The 16808-nt window shown below is 67.7% G+C and carries 14 protein-coding genes; 10 read left to right on the plus strand and 4 right to left on the minus strand.

Annotated features, from left to right (window positions below; genetic code table 11):
* Positions 1-47: 47 nt before the first annotated feature.
* Both E5S69_RS04295 and E5S69_RS04300 read left to right on the plus strand, forming a co-directional pair.
* A complete protein-coding gene (locus E5S69_RS04295) occupies positions 48-1229 on the plus strand; it encodes a M20 aminoacylase family protein (RefSeq protein WP_171513748.1) in 1182 nt (393 codons plus the stop codon).
* 24 nt (positions 1230-1253) lie between these two features.
* Positions 1254-2264 (plus strand): tripartite tricarboxylate transporter substrate binding protein, encoded by a 1011-nt coding sequence (locus tag E5S69_RS04300; protein ID WP_171513749.1) that lies wholly within the window; start codon positions 1254-1256, stop codon positions 2262-2264.
* Between the two features lie 30 nt (positions 2265-2294).
* Here E5S69_RS04300 and E5S69_RS04305 read toward each other — a convergent pair whose 3' ends face one another.
* The gene (locus E5S69_RS04305; protein WP_171513750.1) at positions 2295-3776 is read right to left on the minus strand and encodes a PQQ-dependent sugar dehydrogenase; all 1482 of its coding nucleotides are present in this window, start codon (positions 3774-3776) and stop codon (positions 2295-2297) included.
* A 283-nt stretch (positions 3777-4059) separates the two neighbouring features.
* Between E5S69_RS04305 and E5S69_RS04310 the strand changes: the two genes are divergently transcribed.
* Genes E5S69_RS04310 through E5S69_RS04345 form a run of 8 tightly spaced genes read left to right on the plus strand, consistent with a single transcriptional unit; the run spans position 4060 to position 13096 of the window.
* Positions 4060-5496, plus strand: a complete 1437-nt coding sequence (locus E5S69_RS04310; RefSeq protein ID WP_171513751.1) for an FAD-binding oxidoreductase — start codon at positions 4060-4062, stop codon at positions 5494-5496.
* A 19-nt stretch (positions 5497-5515) separates the two neighbouring features.
* Complete coding sequence (locus E5S69_RS04315; protein ID WP_171513752.1) at positions 5516-6601, plus strand: ABC transporter substrate-binding protein; 1086 nt, start codon at positions 5516-5518, stop codon at positions 6599-6601.
* Between the two features lie 37 nt (positions 6602-6638).
* Positions 6639-7730, plus strand: a complete 1092-nt coding sequence (locus E5S69_RS04320; RefSeq protein WP_171513753.1) for an ABC transporter ATP-binding protein — start codon at positions 6639-6641, stop codon at positions 7728-7730.
* A complete protein-coding gene (locus tag E5S69_RS04325; protein WP_171513754.1) occupies positions 7727-9496 on the plus strand; it encodes an ABC transporter permease subunit in 1770 nt (589 codons plus the stop codon). Before E5S69_RS04320 ends, E5S69_RS04325 begins: the two co-directional genes overlap by 4 nt.
* A 13-nt stretch (positions 9497-9509) precedes the next feature.
* Positions 9510-10424, plus strand: a complete 915-nt coding sequence (gene dapA / locus E5S69_RS04330; protein ID WP_171513755.1) for a 4-hydroxy-tetrahydrodipicolinate synthase — start codon at positions 9510-9512, stop codon at positions 10422-10424.
* Positions 10425-10437: 13 nt separating this feature from the next.
* A complete protein-coding gene (locus E5S69_RS04335; protein ID WP_171513756.1) occupies positions 10438-11595 on the plus strand; it encodes an alpha-hydroxy acid oxidase in 1158 nt (385 codons plus the stop codon).
* Positions 11596-11632: 37 nt separating this feature from the next.
* Entirely contained in the window at positions 11633-12457 is an 825-nt protein-coding gene (locus tag E5S69_RS04340; RefSeq protein ID WP_171513757.1) for an IclR family transcriptional regulator domain-containing protein, read from the plus strand.
* A gap of 3 nt (positions 12458-12460) precedes the next feature.
* Complete coding sequence (locus E5S69_RS04345) at positions 12461-13096, plus strand: uracil-DNA glycosylase family protein (protein WP_171513758.1); 636 nt, start codon at positions 12461-12463, stop codon at positions 13094-13096.
* A gap of 47 nt (positions 13097-13143) precedes the next feature.
* On the opposite strand, the gene E5S69_RS04350 is transcribed toward E5S69_RS04345, so the two are convergent.
* The 3 genes from E5S69_RS04350 to E5S69_RS04360 are packed head-to-tail and all read right to left on the minus strand — an operon-like array spanning position 13144 to position 16683.
* The gene (locus E5S69_RS04350; protein WP_171513759.1) at positions 13144-14136 is read right to left on the minus strand and encodes a tripartite tricarboxylate transporter substrate-binding protein; all 993 of its coding nucleotides are present in this window, start codon (positions 14134-14136) and stop codon (positions 13144-13146) included.
* A gap of 31 nt (positions 14137-14167) precedes the next feature.
* Positions 14168-15667 carry a M81 family metallopeptidase gene (locus E5S69_RS04355; protein WP_171513760.1) on the minus strand — a complete coding sequence of 500 codons (1500 nt, stop codon included), beginning with the start codon at positions 15665-15667 and terminating at the stop codon, positions 14168-14170.
* 26 nt (positions 15668-15693) lie between these two features.
* A complete protein-coding gene (locus E5S69_RS04360) occupies positions 15694-16683 on the minus strand; it encodes a Bug family tripartite tricarboxylate transporter substrate binding protein (RefSeq protein ID WP_171513761.1) in 990 nt (329 codons plus the stop codon).
* Between the last annotated feature and the right edge of the window lie 125 nt (positions 16684-16808).

Genomic DNA, 16808 nt, shown 5'->3' on the forward strand with positions numbered 1-16808 from the left:
CGCGCCTGCAGCGAGAATGCGGTGAACCACCACCTTCCCATGCCCCCATGACCCCCATGCTCCCCGCCGACCTGCAGCGATCCATCCGGACTCTCGCGCCGGAGTTCGTCGCGATCCGTCGCAGAATCCACGCGCATCCCGAACTGGCCTTCGAAGAGCGCCAGACCAGCGATCTCGTCGCCGAGCAGCTGGCGGCATGGGGCTACGCGGTGCATCGCGGCCTGGGCACCACCGGCGTGGTGGGCACGCTGCGCAAGGGCCAAGGCGGCAAGGCGCTGGGCATCCGCGCCGACATGGATGCGCTGCCGATCCAGGAACAGACCGGCCTGGACTATGCCAGCACCATTGCGGGCAAGATGCATGCGTGCGGCCATGACGGGCACACCGCGATCCTGCTGTGCGCGGCACGCTACCTGGCCGAGTCGGCCGACTTCAACGGCACGCTGAACCTGATCTTCCAGCCCGCCGAAGAGAACGAAGGCGGCGCGCTGCGCATGCTGGAAGACGGCTTGTTCGAGCGCTTTCCGTGCGACGAGGTCTACGCCCTGCACAACTCGCCGGGGCTGCCGGTGGGACAGATCGGCGTCATCGCCGGCCCCGCGATGGCCTCGTTCGACCGCGCCACGGTCACGCTGCGCGGGCGCGGCGCCCACGGCGCCATGCCGCACCACGGCATCGACGTGATGCAGGGCGCCGCCAGCATGGTGCTTGGGCTGCAATCCATCGTCAGCCGCGAGATCGACGCGCTCAAGTCGGCGGTCATCACCGTCGGCGCCCTGCAGGCCGGCACCACCTACAACGTGGTCCCCGACACGGCCACGATCAAGATCGGCGTGCGCACGCTCGACCCGCGCGTGCGCACCCTGGTCGAGGAGCGCATCCAGGCCTTCGTCGCCGCGCAGGCGCAGAGCTTCCGTTTGCAATCCGAGGTGGTCTACGAGCGCAAATACCCGGTGCTGGTCAACCACGCCGCGCAGACTGAATTCGCGCGCCAGGCCGCGATCCGGCTGGTGGGCGCCGACAACGTGGTCGAGCGCCCGCCGGTGATGGGCAGCGAGGACTTCGCCTACCTGCTGGAGCAGCGGCCAGGCGCCTATATCCGGCTCGGCAACGGCCTGGGCGAAGACGGCGGCTGCATGGTGCACAACCCGCTGTACGACTTCAACGACAAGGCCCTGCCGGTCGGCGCCGCGTTGTGGGCGCACCTGGCGCAAAGCTATCTGGTTTAAGACAAGAATCGAGGAGACATCGCCATGACTACACTGAACCGCCGCCGCTTCCTGCAACACGCCGGCCTGGCCGCCGGCGCATCCGTACTGGCCGGCCTGCCGGCGTTTGCGGCGGACGCCTTTCCCGCCAAGGCCCTGTCGCTGGTGGTGCCCTACCCCGCCGGCGGCGCCAGCGACGCGTCGGCCCGCATCTTCGGCGAATCGATCGGCAAGAGCGTGCGCCAGCAGGTAGTGGTGGAGAACTACGGCGGCGGCACCGGGCTGATCGGCGCCAACAAGGTGCTGGCGGCGCCGGCCGACGGCTACACCTTCTTCCATGGCTCCATCAACGAGGTCTTCCTGGCGCCGCTGCTGAACCCCGCGGCGCGCTACAAGCCGCAGGACTTCCTGCTGGCCGCGCCGATCAGCGACGCCAACATCGTGCTGATGGTGCGCAACGGCATCGCCGCGGACACCCTCGACAAGTTCATCGAGTTCGCCCGGCAGAGCAAGGGCAAGCCGCTGACCTACGCCACCGTCGGCATCGATTCGATTTATCACCTGATGGGCGATGCGCTGGCCGCGCGCCTCGGCGTGACCTTCCTGCACGTGCCCTACAAGGGCGGCGCCCCAGCGTTGCAAGGCTTGGCCGGCGGCGAAGTCGACTTCGCCATCCTGCCCTACCAGTCCAGCTTCGACAGCATGCAGCAGCAGGGCCGGCTGAAGATCCTGACCAGCTTCTCGCGGGCCTTGCCGCCCGCGCTCAAGTCGGTCCCGCTGATTTCGCAAAGCCGGCTGGTGCCGGATTTCGAATACACCATCGGCGGCGGGTATTTCGTCAGGCAGGGCACGCCGGCAGACCGCGTGGCGGTGCTGCGCAAGGCGATCGGCGAAGCCCTGGCCAAGCCCGAGATCCGCGCCAAACTGGAAGCCGAAGGCCGCACCGTGCTGCAGCCGATCGACAGCCAGGAACAGGCCAACAAGATGTTCGACCAGTACCTGGCGCGCGTGAACAAGCTGATCCAGGGCGTCGGCCGCAAGACCAACGCGGCCTGAAGCGGGGCCAGATGCGGTAGCCCTGCGACGTCAGGGCGTGCCGCCCGAGGCATCGATCCGGTAGACCCGCCCGCTGTTCGCGGAGGTGCCCGGGTCGGCCAGCACATAGAGCGCCTGCGTGCTGTCCACGCCGAACGAGAACACGCTGCCCGGCACCGTGACGTTCCAGTCGACCGGCTCAGTGGCGATGCCGTCGCGATACATGAAGCTCTGCAGCTTGCCCGTGCAAAGATCGGAGTAGAAATAGCGGCCCTGCAGCGCCGGGCTGGCGCTGCCCCGGTACACGTAGCCGCCGACAATGGCACAGCCGCCTGCCTCGTGGCCGTACTCGAATACGGGCATGGTCAGCCCGCTCTTGTCGCAAGTGGCCGCGCCCATGCACGCGGTGCCCTCAGTCCGGTTCCAGCCGTAGTTCAGGCCCGCGCTGGTGGACGGCGCGACGTCGACTTCCTCGCGCAGGTCCTGGCCGACATCGGCGATATACAACGACCCCGCATCGAACGAGAACCGCCACGGATTGCGCAGCCCGAGCGCCCAGATCTCGCCGCGGCTGCCGGTCTGGCCGATGAACGGGTTGCCGGCTGGCACGCCGTAGCCCGACGCGCCGCCGACATCGATGCGCAGCATCTTGCCGAGCAGCGTTGCCGCGTTCTGGGCGTTCCCCGCCGGATCGCCACCGCCCCCGCCGTCACCCGTGCCGATATAGAGCATGCGGTCCGGGCCAAACGCGAGCTGGCCGCCGTTATGGTTGGAGAAGGTAGGGTGCGGGATCGACAGCAGCACCGTGCCCGCGGCATCGGCGAGATCCGGATTCGCGGCCGAGACGTGGTAGCGGGCGATGGTGATGGCCCCGCTGGTGTCGGTGTAATAGACGTAGAAGCGGCCGTTGGCCGCGTAGTCGGGATCGAACGCCATCGACAGCAGCCCGCGCTCGCCGTCGGTCGTCGTCAGCGCCGCGATATCGAGGAAGGGCGTGGCCAGCAATGCGCCGTCGCGTACGATCCGGATGCGGCCGGCCCGTTCCACCACGAACAGGCGCGCATCGCCGGCGGGCGCGGTCAGGAAGATGGGCGCGGCGAACTCGCCTGCCACCTGCGTCAGCGACAACTGCACGGTTTCCGGCGAACCGTAGGCCACGTTCGCCACCGCGCGGGCGCCCGCGGCCACCCCGATGCTCTGGGACGGCGGCTGCGGCTTGAACAGAGAACTGCCCGTCAGCACGCTGGCGGCACTGACGGTATAGCTGCCTGGCGCCAAGTTGGACAGCGTGGTCGACTGGGTTACGGTCTGGCGGAACTGCCCAGGCCCCAATACGGTGATGGCCGCCGAGGTACCGGCTGGCAGGCCCGAGATCGAGAGCGCCAGCGAGCCGTTGCCGCCAGCGCTGCCCCCGCCCGCCCCGTCGCCCTGGCCCGCCCCCTCGCTGCCGCCTCCGCCCCCTCCGCAGGCTGCGAGGCCCACGCAGCAGGCGACGATGAATCGGCAAAGCGAATTGCGAAAGGCTTCCGGCATGGCGCGCTCCTGTGACGGCTCGGGCAAAGCCTGCCACGCAAGAACCGATCCACAGCCCTGTGCAACTGCCATCGATGGTGCTCGCCGCAGGGCCCGACGCCGCTTGAAAAAAGTGCCGCTGCGCGGGGCACGGCCTTCCATTTGTACGTCGCCCGTGCGCACCGCCCCTAAATCGCGACTTCCTGAGTTAATCGCATTGCGATTATGTATATGTGGATTTCACCTATGTTTATGCTTATGACAATCGAATGTATTTTTCTCACCGGCCCCGAGGACACATGCCATGTCGCTTGTTTTGCAGCTGAAAGACCTGTTGGGACAGGATGCGGTGCTGACCGCGCCCGCCGATGTTGCCGCCTATACCGAGGACTGGCGCGGCCGCTACGGCGGCCCCGCACTGTGCGTGGTACTCCCCGCCACCACCGCGCAAGTCGCGGCCGTGGTGCGGGCCGCCGCCGTGGCCGGTGTACCGGTGCTGCCGCAAGGCGGCAATACCAGCCTGTGCGGCGGCGCCGTGCCGGCCGCCGAGGGCATGCCACCAGTTGTGATCAGCCTGGCGCGCATGCGCCGCATCCGCGCCATCGATGCCGCCAACAACTCGATGGAAGTCGAGGCCGGCTGCGTGCTGGCCGCGATCCAGCAGGCCGCGGCGGAACAGGGCCGCCTCTACCCGGTCAGCCTGGGCGCCGAAGGCTCATGCCAGATCGGCGGCAACATCGCCACCAATGCCGGCGGCACCGGCGTGCTGCGCTATGGCAATACGCGGGACAACGTACTCGGCCTTGAAGTGGTCCTTCCCGACGGCGAGGTCTGGAACGGCCTGTACCGCCTGCGCAAGAACAACACGGGCCTCGACCTCAAGCATCTTTTTATCGGCTCCGAAGGCACGCTGGGCGTAATCACCGCCGCCACGCTCAAGCTGCATCCGTTGCCTACCGCGCACGCCATGGCGTGGCTGGCGGTGCGCACGCCGCAAGCGGCGCTGGAAATGCTGGGTCGCTTCCAGCAGCGCTGCGGCGCCACGCTGTCCGCCTTCGAAATGCTCAACGCCGTGCAATTGCAGATCGTGCTCGATCACGTGCCCGGCCGGCGCGCACCCTTGCCTGCCAGGCACCCGTGGCACGTGCTGGTGGAGCTGGCCGATACCGGCCGGCGCGACCTGCTCGACCAGGTGTTGCAGGAAGTGCTGGAGCAAGGCGTGGCCGAGGGCCTGGTCGACGATGCCGTGGTTGCCGCCAGCGGCGGGCAGCGCGAGGCCATGTGGCAGGTGCGGCATAGCGTCTCCGAAGGCAACAAGAAAGCGGGCATGGGCCTGAACACCGATTGCGCAGTGCCGGTCTCGGCCGTACCGCAATTCATCGAGCGCGCCACCGCCGCGGCGCATGCGGTGCTGCCGGACCTGCCGATCATCGTGGTTGCCCACCTGGGCGACGGCAACGTCCACTTGATCCCGCTGGTGCCTTTCGCGCAATGGCAGGCATTGCCCGAGCGCGACGCGGTCGCCGCGCGCATCAAGCATGCCATCGATCAGGTGGCGTACGAACTGGGCGGCACCTTCAGTGCCGAACACGGCATCGGCCAGGTGCTGACCGGCGAAATGGCGCAGTTCAAGCCGGCAGTCGAGATCGCCATGATGCGCGGCATCAAGCAGCTGCTGGACCCCGCGGACCTGTTCAACCCAGGCCGGCTGCTGCCGGCCGCCCTGCCCTCACAACCTTGACGCAAACCAGGGAGCTTGCATGAACGACCACAGCCACATCAACGCTTCGCGCCGGCGCGCCCTCAAAGTCGCTGCCGCCGGCGTCGGCACACTGGCCGCGCCCGCCGTGCTGCAATACGCGCGCGCGCAGTCCAAGCGCATCGTGGTGCGCGACGACGGCGGCATCTACACCAAGGCGTACAGCGCGGTGTATTACAAGCCGTTCACCGAGAAGACCGGCATCGAGGTGGTAGGCGTGCAGGCCAACGCCGAGCCCGTGGCGCAGATCCGCAGCATGGTAGAGACCAGGAACTACACCTGGGACATGGCCAAGATCAGCCAGCCGGCGATCCTGCTGCTGACGCAGGGCGGCAAGGTCTACCTGGAGAAGCATGGCCTGGAGGGCGATGCCACCGTCAAGACCATTCCGGCGCACTTCATGTCGCCCTACGGCGTTGGCACCAACGTCTACAGCACGGTGCTGGCCTATCGCACCGAGGCCTTCAAGGGCCGCAAGGCGCCCTCGTCATGGGCCGACTTCTGGAACGTCAAGGACTTCCCCGGCCGCCGCGCCCTGCGCAAGCATCCGTTCGACACGCTGGAAGAGTCGCTGATGGCCGCCGGCACGCAGACCGCGTCGCTGTATCCGCTCAATGTCGACCGCGCCATCGCCAACCTGGAGAAGATCAAGGCCAACGTCGACGTGTGGTGGAACTCAGGCGCGCAGGTCGAGCAGATGCTCAAGTCCGGCGAGGTCGACATGGTGGCAACGTGGGTGTCGCGCGCACAGAGCGCTGCCGCCTCGGGCGCGCCGGTCGGCATTGTCTGGAACCAGAACCTGTGGGGGGTCGACAACTGGTCCATCCTGGCCGGCACGCCGAATGCGCAAGCCTGCCGCGAATTCATCAAGTTCGCCTCCGACCCAAAGCGCATGGCCTCGCTGGTGGAATATTTCCCGGCGGGCGTGACACAGCCCGATGCCTTTAAGTACATCAAGCCCGACGTCGCCAAGAACTGCCCGACCCACGCCGACAACCTCAAGGCGGGCGTGCAGATCGACGCCAAATACTGGCTCGATAACCAGGCCGCGGTGATGGAGAAATTCAACGGCTGGATCCTCAAGTGATCTGAATCCTGCAGCGGATACCAGAAGCAACGACACGATGCCGAACTTCAAACTCAAGATTGCCGGGCTGAGCAAGCGCTACGGAGATTTCGTCGCGCTGGCACCCACCGACCTTGAAGTGGCCGAAGGGGAGTTCCTCACTCTCCTGGGCCCTTCGGGCTCGGGCAAGACCACGCTGCTCAGCCTGATCGCAGGGCTGACAGTGCCGGACAGCGGCCAGCTGCTGATCAATGGCAAGGACGTGACCTATGGCGCCCCCTATGAGCGCGATATCGGCATGGTGTTCCAGAACTACGCGCTGTTCCCGCATATGACGATTGCGGAGAACATTGCCTTTCCGCTGAAGATGCGGCGCGTCGACGCGGCCACGGCAAAGCGCCAGGCGCTGGCAGCGCTGGACATGGTGCGCCTGCCTCACGTCGCGGCGCGCTTCCCGAAGGAACTCTCGGGCGGCCAGCAGCAGCGCATCGCGCTGGCGCGCTGCCTGGTCTACAAGCCCTCGATCATCCTGATGGACGAGCCGCTGGGCGCCCTGGACAAGAAGCTGCGCGACCACATGCAGCTGGAAATCAAGCGCATCCACCGTGAACTGGGCACGACCATCGTTTATGTCACCCACGACCAGGAAGAGGCGATGACGATGTCGGACCGCATCTGCCTGATGAACGGCGGCAAGATCGAGCAGCTGGGCACGCCGTCGGACCTGTACTTCCGCCCGCGCACGCTGTTCGTCGCTGACTTCCTGGGCGAATCGAACCTGTTCGAGGGCACGGTCACGCAAGTGCGCGGCGACCACGTCGAGGTCGCGCTGGCCCAGGGCGGCGGGCTCGCCCACGCGGTCGCCAATGCACCGGTGGCTGCCGGGGGCAAGGTGCGCGTCATGGTGCGGCCGCAGAACATTGCCATGGCCAATGGCACCGCCGCCGCCAATGCCGTCAGCGGCAGGGTACTGGACAGCATGATCACCGGCAGCCTGACCAAGCTGTACGTGGCGTCCGAAGCCGCTGGCAAGACCCCGGTGGTGTTGTCCTACCCCACCTCGATGGACGCTTCGCGGCATGCGGTCGGGCAGCAGGTCACGCTCACCTGGCAGCGCGGCGACGCTGTCGCCGTCCCGGATTCCGTATGACCGCCCTCGCCCTTGCCCTGCAACGCCGCCCGTGGCTGCGGCCTGCCTTGCTGGCCGCGCCGCTGGTGCTGCTGTTCCTGGTGCTGCTGGTCTATCCGGTCGGCCAGCTCCTGCTGCTGAGCGTCTACAGCGACGGTGCCTTCACGCTGGCCAAGTACCGGCAGCTGTTTGCGTCGTCGGTGTACGTCGACGTGATGCTGATCACGCTGAAGATCTCGCTGTGGACCACGCTGCTTTCGGTGGTTGCCGGCTATCCGGTGGCTTACCTGATTTCTTCGCTGTCCAAGGACAGGAAGGCAAAATGGCTGTTCTGGGTGCTGCTGTCGTTCTGGACCAGCTTCCTGGTGCGGGCCTTTGCCTGGATCGTGATGCTGGGCCGCAACGGCGTGGTCAACCAGTTGCTGACCGCCGCGGGTATCCAGGACGCGCCTTCGAACCTGCTGTACAGCCTCGGGGCCGTGCTAGTGGCCATGGTGCACGCGCTGATGCCGCTGGCGGTGCTGACCATGCTGTCGGTGATGGAGAACATCGATCGCAACCTGCCGCGCGCGGCCCTGACGCTGGGAGCCCGGCCCGGCACCGCGTTCTGGCGCGTCTACTTCCCGCTGTCGATGCCGGGCGTGGCCGCTGGCGCCATCATGGTGTTCGTGACCGCGGTCGGCTTCTTTATCGTGCCCGCGCTGCTGGGCGGACGCAAAGAGATCATGGTGGCCCAGCTGATCATCGACCAGGTGCAGCAGACCATGAACTGGGGGTTCGCCGGGTCGATCTCGGTGTTGCTGCTGCTGGTGGTGCTGGCCGTCTTCGCCCTGTACGACAAGGTGCTCGGGCTATCGTCGATGGCTGGGGGAGCGGAACGCCGTACCCGCTCCCCCAGCGCGCACGATGGCATGCTGTATCGCCTCGGCGAGCACGTGCTGGGCGCGCTGGGCACCGTCAGCGACAAGCTGCTGGCACTGGTGCCGCGCGGACGGCGCGAACCGCAGCCGGGCGACTCGCTGCCGCTGCGCGCGATCGTGCTGATGGTGCTGCTGTTTCTGAGCGTGCCGGCGCTGCTGATGATCCCGCTGTCGTTCGCCGGGAACTCTGGCCTGAACTGGCCGCCGCGGGGCTTCACCCTGCAGCACTACCAGGACATGCTGGCTTCGCCGCTGTGGATGCAGGCCGGGCTGCGCTCGCTGCTGGTCGGTCTCGGCGCCGCGGTGCTGGCGCTGCTGGTCGGCACGCCGGTTGCCTTCCTGCTGGTGCGCTCGCAGATGCGGGCCAAGTCGCTGCTGCTGGCGTTCGTGCTGTCGCCGATCATCATTCCGCGCATGATCATCGCGGTGGGGATGTTCTACTTCTTCGCCCGGGTCGGGCTGGTCGGCACCTCGCTGGGCCTGATGATCGGCCATACGGTCATCGCCGTGCCCTACGTCGTCATGACCATGATGGCGGTACTGCGCAACTACGACACGCGGCTCGATCTCGCGGCGCAAAGCCTGGGCGCGCGGCCGTGGCAGACGCTGCGCTACGTCACGCTGCCGATCCTGGCCGCGGGCCTGTTCTCGTCCTTCCTGTTCGCCTTCGCCACCTCGTTCGACGAGCTGACGATCGCCCTGTTTGCCTCTGGCGGACTGAGCGCCACCTTGCCCAAGCAGTTCTGGGACGAGGTGACGCTGCAGCTTTCACCGGTGATTGCCGCGGTGTCTACCTGCCTGTTCGTCTTCGTCACCATCCTGATCACCTGCGCGGAACGCCTGCGCCGCAAGAGCGCCGAGCGCTGAGATACCCCTACCCATGAACCACAAGCTTACCGCCGCCAACCTGCGCGGCATCTTCCCCGCCATCCCGACGCCGGTGACGGCGGACGACAAGATCGACCAGGACGCCACGCGCAAGCTGATGGCCTACCTGCTTGGCAACGGTATTTCCGGCGTGGTGCCGCTCGGCGGCACCGGCGAATACGGCGCCCTGTCGCGCGAGGAGCGGGTCCGCATGGCGGCCGTTTGCGTGGAAGCCGCCGCGGGCAAGGTGCCCGTCATTCCCGGCGTGCTCGACCCGGGCTTCCACGATGCACTGGACGCGGGCAAGGCCTTTGCCAACGCGGGCGCCTCGGCCCTGATGGTGCTGACGCCCTATTACACCTCGCCGACGCAGCAAGGCATCCGCGACTATTTCCTGCGCTATGCCGATGCCGCGCCGGTGCCGGTCATGATCTACGAGATCCCGTACCGCACGCGGATCGCGATCGCGCCCGAGGTGCTGCACGAACTGTCGCACCACGAGAACATCATCGGCATGAAGGCCTGCAACACCGACATGTACCACTTCCTCAAGGTGGTGGCGGGCGTCGACGACAGCTTCAGCGTGTTCAGCGGCGAGGACAGCCTGTTCCCGCTGCACATGGCGGCGGGCGCCAGGGGCGGCGTGGTCGTAACCGCCTCGGTGCTGCCGCGCACCTGGCGGGCCCTCTACGACCTCGGCGTGGCCGGCAAGGCCGCTGAAGCGGTGCGCCTGCACCGCGAGCTGATTCCGTTGCTGGACCTGGCCTTCTCCGAGACCAACCCGGGTCCGCTGAAATCCGTGCTCGACCTGGTGGGCGTGACCGCGCCGAAGGTGCTGGCACCGCTGCTGGCCCCCGCGCCCGCGCTGCAGGCGCAGTTGCGCGCCGAACTGGCGCAGCGGCTGCAGGCCGAGGCCACCTTCGCCTGACGCGCGAACGCCCATGCTGCCCGCGATCAAGGACTATCGGGAACTGGCACGGCGCCGCCTGTCGCGCTTCGCCTTCGACTACCTGGAGGGTGGCGCCGAGGACGGGCGCACGCTGGCGCGCAACCTGGCCGCCTACCAGGCCCTGCTGTTCCGCCCGCGCGTCCTGCGCGACGTCACGCAGACCGATCCGGGCATGGAGGTCTTCGGCCGCAAGTACCGCCTGCCGTTGCTGGTGGGGCCCACCGGACTGAACGGGCTGTACTGGCCGAAGGCAGAAGAAGCGCTGGCGCGGGCCGCGCATGCCGCCGGCCTGCCCTTCGTGATGTCGACCGCATCGACTTCGCTGATCGAAGACGTGCGCGCCGCCAGCGACGGCGACCTGTGGCTGCAGCTCTATGTGCAGCGCGACCGCGCCATCGCCGAGAGCATGATGGCGCGCGCGCGCGCCGCCGGTTTCAGCGCCCTGGTGCTGACCGTCGACACCATGGTGCACGGCAAGCGCGACCATGACGTCCGCAACGGCTTCCGTATGCCGGTGCCGTGGACGCCACGGCTGCTGGCCGACCTCGCGGCCCACCCGCGCTGGTGCCTGCGCATGCTGCGCCAGGGCGGCTCGCCGCAGCTGGTCAACCTGGCCCGCAGCAGCGGGCTGGCGACAGACCTGAAGACGCAGGCGGCGGGCCTGAGCCGGCAGATGGACATGGCGCTATGCTGGGACGACATCGCCTGGGTCCGCCGGCATTGGGACGGGCCCGTCATCATCAAGGGTATCCTTACGCCCGCCGACGCTGGAATCGCCGCGCGCCAGGGCCTGGACGGCATCGTGGTCAGCAACCACGGCGGCCGCCAGCTGGAAGGCGCTCCCAGCGCGCTCGAAATGCTGCCGGCCATTGTGGCGGCGGCGGGCAGCATGGAGGTGTTCGTCGATGGCGGCGTGCGGCGTGGCGCCGACATCGCCAAGGCGCTGGCGCTGGGCGCCCGCGGCGTTCTGGCGGGACGCGCGCCGCTGTATGGGCTGGCCGCGCGCGGTCCGCGCGGCGTGGCCGAAGTCCTGGCGATCCTGCATGCGGAATTCGAAACCACGCTGCGGCTGCTGGGCATACCGCGAGCCGCGCAGCTGGACCCGGCCGCGCTTGCGGACGACCATGCGGCGCGGCTGGCGGCGCTGTGAACCATCAAGACAATAGCAAGGACGAGCAGGAGGTTTTGTGGATGCAACGCATGAAGGCAACGGCTTGCGCGCCCGGCGCGAACGTTCGTCCCTGTTCGTCGGTTCGGTGGAGAAGGCGTTTCAGGTGCTGGAAGCCTTCCACGGCCCGGACCGCCGCCTGATGTCGATGGCGGAGATCGCGCGGGCGGCCGATCTTGACCGCAGCGCGACGCAGCGGCTGGTGCACACGCTGGAGCAGCTCGGCTATATCCGGCGCGTGCCCGATTCGGCGATGTACGGGCTGGCCTCCAAGGTGCTGGGCCTGTCGTACAACTATTTGCGCTCCAACGACCTGGTCGAGCGCGCTTCGCCGTACCTGCTCGATATCAGCCGCACGCTGGGGGAAACCGCCAACCTGCAGGAACTGGACGGGCACGAGATCGTGTTCCTGGCGCGCTTCCCCGGCCAGCACCTGATCAATGTCGACTTCGGGGTGGGCTTCCGGCTGCCCGCGGTGTACACGGCCTCCGGGATAGCGATCCTGTCCAAGCTGAGCGAGGCGCAGCGCTGGGACGTGGTGCGGGCCACCGCGCTGACGCCCATCACGCCCTTTACCGAGACGCAGCCGGACAACCTGATGGCGGCGATGCGCGAGGCCGGCGAGCGCGGCTATGCCGTGGTGATGAACCAGACCGTGGTCGGCGACATCTCCGTCGCGGCCGCGATTACCGACCATCGCGGCCTGCCGGTCGGGGCCATCAACATCTCCGTCCCGTCCACGCGCTGGACGCTGGAAACCGCCCAGGCCAAGCTTGCCCCGCATGTGCAGGTGGCGGCCATGTCGATTTCGCAGGCGAAGCGGATGAGTTTCCAGACGGCATGAGCGATGCCAGCAGACCAGCCAGCGCCTGAGGGCCCATCCGCCACGCTTGACGCACTGCTCACGGAAGTGCGAGCTTGCCGCGCGTGTGCGCAGCACCTGCCCCTGGGCCCGCGCCCGATCGTCCGCGTCGGCCCGGGCGCGCGCATCCTGGTCGTCGGCCAGGCGCCGGGAAGCCGCGTGCACGCAACCGGCATTCCATGGAACGATGCCAGCGGCGACCGGCTGCGGCAATGGCTGGGGGTCGACGACGCCACGTTCTGCGATGCCTCGCAGTTCTCCATCATCCCGATGGGGTTCTGCTATCCCGGCCGCGGCAAGGGTGGCGACAACCCGCCGCGCCCCGAATGCGCGCCACTGTGGCTGGACCGGCTGCTGGCGCAACTGCCGTCGATCGAACTGACCCTGCTGGTCGGCCAGTATGCGCAGCGCCATTTCCTGGGGGCGCGCCGCAAGCCGACGCTGACCGAGACCGTCAGGGCATGGCAGGACTACGCGCCCGATTTCGTGCCGCTGCCCCACCCGTCGCCGCGCAACCAGCCGTGGTTCAAGCAGCATCCGTGGTTTGAGGGCGAGGTGCTGCCGATGTTGCGTGAGCGGGTTGGCCGGCTGTTGCGGCACGGCGCTGTGCAGCCGGGGTAGGTAGCAAGCGATACTCGCCGCCCTCCCTCCCGCCTGGCCGACTGGCCTCATTCGCTGGCCGTAAAGCCCGAAGCCGCGACCACCGGGCCCCACTGCGTGCGCTGCGCCTGGATGAGCTTGCGCAGGGCATCCCCTGGCTTGCCGTTCATTTCCATGCCCAGCGCCGACATCTTGTCGCGCACCACGGGATCCTTGACGGCATCCAGCAGCGCCTTCTCGATCCTTGCCACCGTCGCCGGCTGCGTCCCCGCCGGCACAAAGGCCGAGTACCAGCCGGACGCCGCCTCGAAACCCAGCGCGCCCGCCTCCGCCAGCGTTGGCACATCAGGCAGCAGCGCCGACCGGCGGGTCCCGGTGACGCCGAGGAAACGGATCTTGCCCGCCCGGTACAGCTCCATCTGGCCCCCCACCGCATCGATGCCCAGCGGCAGCGTGCCGCCGATCTCATCGGTCAGCATCATGACGGCGCCGCGATAGGCAGTGGGCAGCAAGGGCACGCCAATCGACTTGCTGAGCGACAGCACCCCGAAATGAATGCTGCCACCGAGTGTGACCAGCCCGACGCCTCCCTGGTCCGGGTTGCGCTTCACCCAGGCCAGGTATTCCGGCATGGTCCGATAGGGCTGGTTGACGCTGGCAGACGCCACCAGCGGCACGTCGGCCAGGTAGGCGACCGGAACCAGGTCCTTGTCGGGGTCATAGGCCAGGCGCTTGTAGGTCAGCGGAAAGATAGTGAACGGCGGCGCGGGCGAGATCAGCACCGTCTTGCCGTCCGGCGGCGCGCGTTTGACGTTCTCCAGCGCCAGCCGCGCCGATGCCCCGGGGCGGTTCTCGACCAGGACCGGCGTGTCGAGCGAGACACGCAGCTTTTCAGCAAGCGTGCGCGCGAAGATGTCCAGCGCGCCACCGGCCGCGAAGCCGACGACGATGCGCACGGGCGCGTCGCCGCTGGCGGGGGCGGCCATGGCAGGAACCGCACTGGCACCCAGGGCCAATGCCAGCGCGGCGGCCAGCCGTCGCAAGGGGGTCGAACAGGTCATGCGGTACTCCGGTTGATGGCGGCGGATGCGCTCAGGCAGCTTCGGGCACGGTGTGCGCTTCCAGCGGATAGATCGGGCGGCGCAGGTTGCGGAACGGAAACTGGCTGTAGTCAGAGCTGCAGACACCGGGGCCGGCCACCAGCACGATCTCGCTGGCGATCGGCTCGAACCCGGCGCGGAAGTGCTGGCGCGACTTGATCAGGATGTACTTGCGGCGCGACAGGTCGATGCCCGCGTGCGTGAACACGCCGGTATCAAACGGCTCCTGCGGCTTCTCGCAGATCACGACCAGCGTGCCCGCGACATCCAGCACCACGGTGCGGCCCAGGCTCAGCTTCATGCCCGTGAACATCGGGCCGGTGACCTGGTAGTTGCCGTCGGTAATGCACTGCACCCGGCCGCTCAGCCGCAGCGGGCGGCCCTTCAGGTCCAGCGCGGGCATGTCGGTCTTGCCGCCCACATCCAGCGTGACGGACTGCCCGACGCCGGCGGCAATCAGTTCCGCCACGGCGCCCGGGTCCCAGAACGGCCCGGCGACCACGCCTTCGAGCCCTTGGCGCAGGACTTCGCCCAGCACCGTCATTTCATCCGTCGGTCCGCCGGCACCACAGTTGTCGCCATGGTCCACCAGCACGACCGGGCCTTGGCTGAGCGTCTTGGCGCGCGCGATGGATTCCGCCATCGGCTCGATCGGGAAGACGAAATCCGCCCGGCGTTCCCATGCCATGCCGCAGAGCTCGTCGAGCAGGCGCCGCCCAGCTTCGATCCTGGCGGCATCCGCCACGATCACCACTGCCAGGCCGGTATGCGGGATATCGGCAAGCGGAAAGCCGCCGAACACTGAAGCGTTGAGCACTTCGCCATCGCGCTCGGCCGTCATGGCCCGCTCCATGATGTCCTTCATGGGTTGCGCGCGCGGGGTCTGGCGCAGCATGTGGGTGAGCATCGGCAGCGTGCGCCACAGCAACACCGGCCGGGCCTCGCCTCGCAGCGCCGCCATCAGGGTACGGGCGGCGCGTGCGCCGGTCTCGTACACGTCCACGTGGGGATAGGTGCAGTAGCCGGCGATCACAGTCGCGTTGTCAACCAGCGCAGCGCTGAAGTTGGCGTGGAAATCCAGCGATACCGCGATCGGCACCTCGGGCGCGACGGCACGGATGCGTGCCAGCAGTTCGCCTTCGGCATCCGCATAGCCATCGGCCACCATGGCGCCGTGCAGGTCCAGCATCACCGCATCGCAGCCCGCGCGTACTGCCTCGACAATGCTGGCCGCCATCGACTCGAATGCCTGCGCGGTCACCATGCCACTGGGCACCGCGTTGGCCATCAGGGGCATCACGAACTCGTCGCCCTGGCAGCGTACCAGGTCGATGAACGCAGCCGCGGCGCTGTTGGTGCCCTGGCACGCACGCACCGCGTCGTCGCCGTAAAGCGGGCCGGCGGTGCTGCCGCGGTTAAAGGCGCTCAATGGCGTGGCAATCGGCGAAAAGGTATTGGTTTCATGCCGCATCAGGGCAATGACAAAACGCATGGACTGGCTCCCGCAGCGTGAAGGGTTCAGTTGGATTCGAGATCGACCGCGCGCGCAATGGCGCCGTAGCGGATCGTTTCCGCTTGCAGGAAGCGGCGGGCCTGTTCGGGGGTGGAAAGGACCGGCTCATAGGCAAGCGTCTGCAGGCGCGCGGCAAAATCCGCTTCTTGCACGCTGGCCTTCACTTCCTTGTAGAGCCGGTCGATGACCGGAGCCGGCGTGCCCGCCTTAACCATCAGCGCCAGGTTGCCGCGTACCTGCAGCGCATCCGTGCCGCCCGCCTTCTGCGTTTCGAGGCCGGGAAACTGCGTGACGGGCTCCGCCTGCAGCGTGGCCAGAGGCCGGGCCTTGCCATCCTGGACGTAGTTGACCGAAGAGCCGATCACATCGACATGCGCATAGGTCTGGCCGCCGATCAGGTCCGCCATGGCCGGCGGCGAGCCGCGGTACGGAACGATAGTGAAATCCAGGCCATTGCGGCGCTTCCAGTCGGCCAGGCCGAGGTGCGCGGCCCCCGCGACGACGTTGATGCTGATCGACACCTTGCCGGGATTGCGCTGGATATGCGTCTTCAGCTCACCCAGCGTCATCTCCTTGCGGTCGGCGCGCGTGATGATCCAGTGCGGCACGGTGCTGACGATGGTCACCGGCGTCAGATCGGTCTCGGGGCGATAGCGCAGGCCCTTGATCGTGAACGGATTGATACTGAGCGTGCCGTCGCTGGCCAGCAGCAGCGTATTGCCGTCGGCCTTCTCCTTGAGCACCGACGACACGCCCGGCACGGTCGCGCCGCCGGCGATGTTCTCCACTACCACCGGCTGCCCCAGCCGCTGTTCCAGTTTGCGCGCGAGCGTGCGGCCGATGATGTCGTAGGAACCGCCGGCCGGAAACGGCACCACCAGGCGCAGCGGCCGGTCGGGCCACGCGGGTGCGGCACTTGCGCAAGTGGCCGCAAGCAAGACTGCGCCGGCAAGCATGCCGCGCATGATCGAGCGCAAATGGCTCATGGCTTCCATGGGTCTCCTCCTGAGGTCTGATTGCCTCGTGATGGCTTGGAACGAATCAGGTGATGCGCCGACTATATGGGATCCGCTCCGACACCAAAAGCGAATAAAAATCGCTGTTCGTTGAGCAAATGGTT

The organism is Cupriavidus necator, assembly GCF_013141915.1.
GTDB lineage: Bacteria > Pseudomonadota > Gammaproteobacteria > Burkholderiales > Burkholderiaceae > Cupriavidus > Cupriavidus necator_B.

What these genes read in the sequence shown, in the direction of transcription:
- E5S69_RS04295 (WP_171513748.1), top strand. Translation starts at nt 48, where the DNA reads ATGACCCCCATGCTCCCCGCCGACCTGCAGCGATCCATCCGGACTCTC.
- E5S69_RS04300 (WP_171513749.1), top strand. Translation starts at nt 1,254, where the DNA reads ATGACTACACTGAACCGCCGCCGCTTCCTGCAACACGCCGGCCTGGCC.
- E5S69_RS04305 (WP_171513750.1), bottom strand. Translation starts at nt 3,776, where the DNA reads ATGCCGGAAGCCTTTCGCAATTCGCTTTGCCGATTCATCGTCGCCTGC.
- E5S69_RS04310 (WP_171513751.1), top strand. Translation starts at nt 4,060, where the DNA reads ATGTCGCTTGTTTTGCAGCTGAAAGACCTGTTGGGACAGGATGCGGTG.
- E5S69_RS04315 (WP_171513752.1), top strand. Translation starts at nt 5,516, where the DNA reads ATGAACGACCACAGCCACATCAACGCTTCGCGCCGGCGCGCCCTCAAA.
- E5S69_RS04320 (WP_171513753.1), top strand. Translation starts at nt 6,639, where the DNA reads ATGCCGAACTTCAAACTCAAGATTGCCGGGCTGAGCAAGCGCTACGGA.
- E5S69_RS04325 (WP_171513754.1), top strand. Translation starts at nt 7,727, where the DNA reads ATGACCGCCCTCGCCCTTGCCCTGCAACGCCGCCCGTGGCTGCGGCCT.
- dapA (WP_171513755.1), top strand. Translation starts at nt 9,510, where the DNA reads ATGAACCACAAGCTTACCGCCGCCAACCTGCGCGGCATCTTCCCCGCC.
- E5S69_RS04335 (WP_171513756.1), top strand. Translation starts at nt 10,438, where the DNA reads ATGCTGCCCGCGATCAAGGACTATCGGGAACTGGCACGGCGCCGCCTG.
- E5S69_RS04345 (WP_171513758.1), top strand. Translation starts at nt 12,461, where the DNA reads ATGCCAGCAGACCAGCCAGCGCCTGAGGGCCCATCCGCCACGCTTGAC.
- E5S69_RS04350 (WP_171513759.1), bottom strand. Translation starts at nt 14,136, where the DNA reads ATGACCTGTTCGACCCCCTTGCGACGGCTGGCCGCCGCGCTGGCATTG.
- E5S69_RS04355 (WP_171513760.1), bottom strand. Translation starts at nt 15,667, where the DNA reads ATGCGTTTTGTCATTGCCCTGATGCGGCATGAAACCAATACCTTTTCG.
- E5S69_RS04360 (WP_171513761.1), bottom strand. Translation starts at nt 16,683, where the DNA reads ATGGAAGCCATGAGCCATTTGCGCTCGATCATGCGCGGCATGCTTGCC.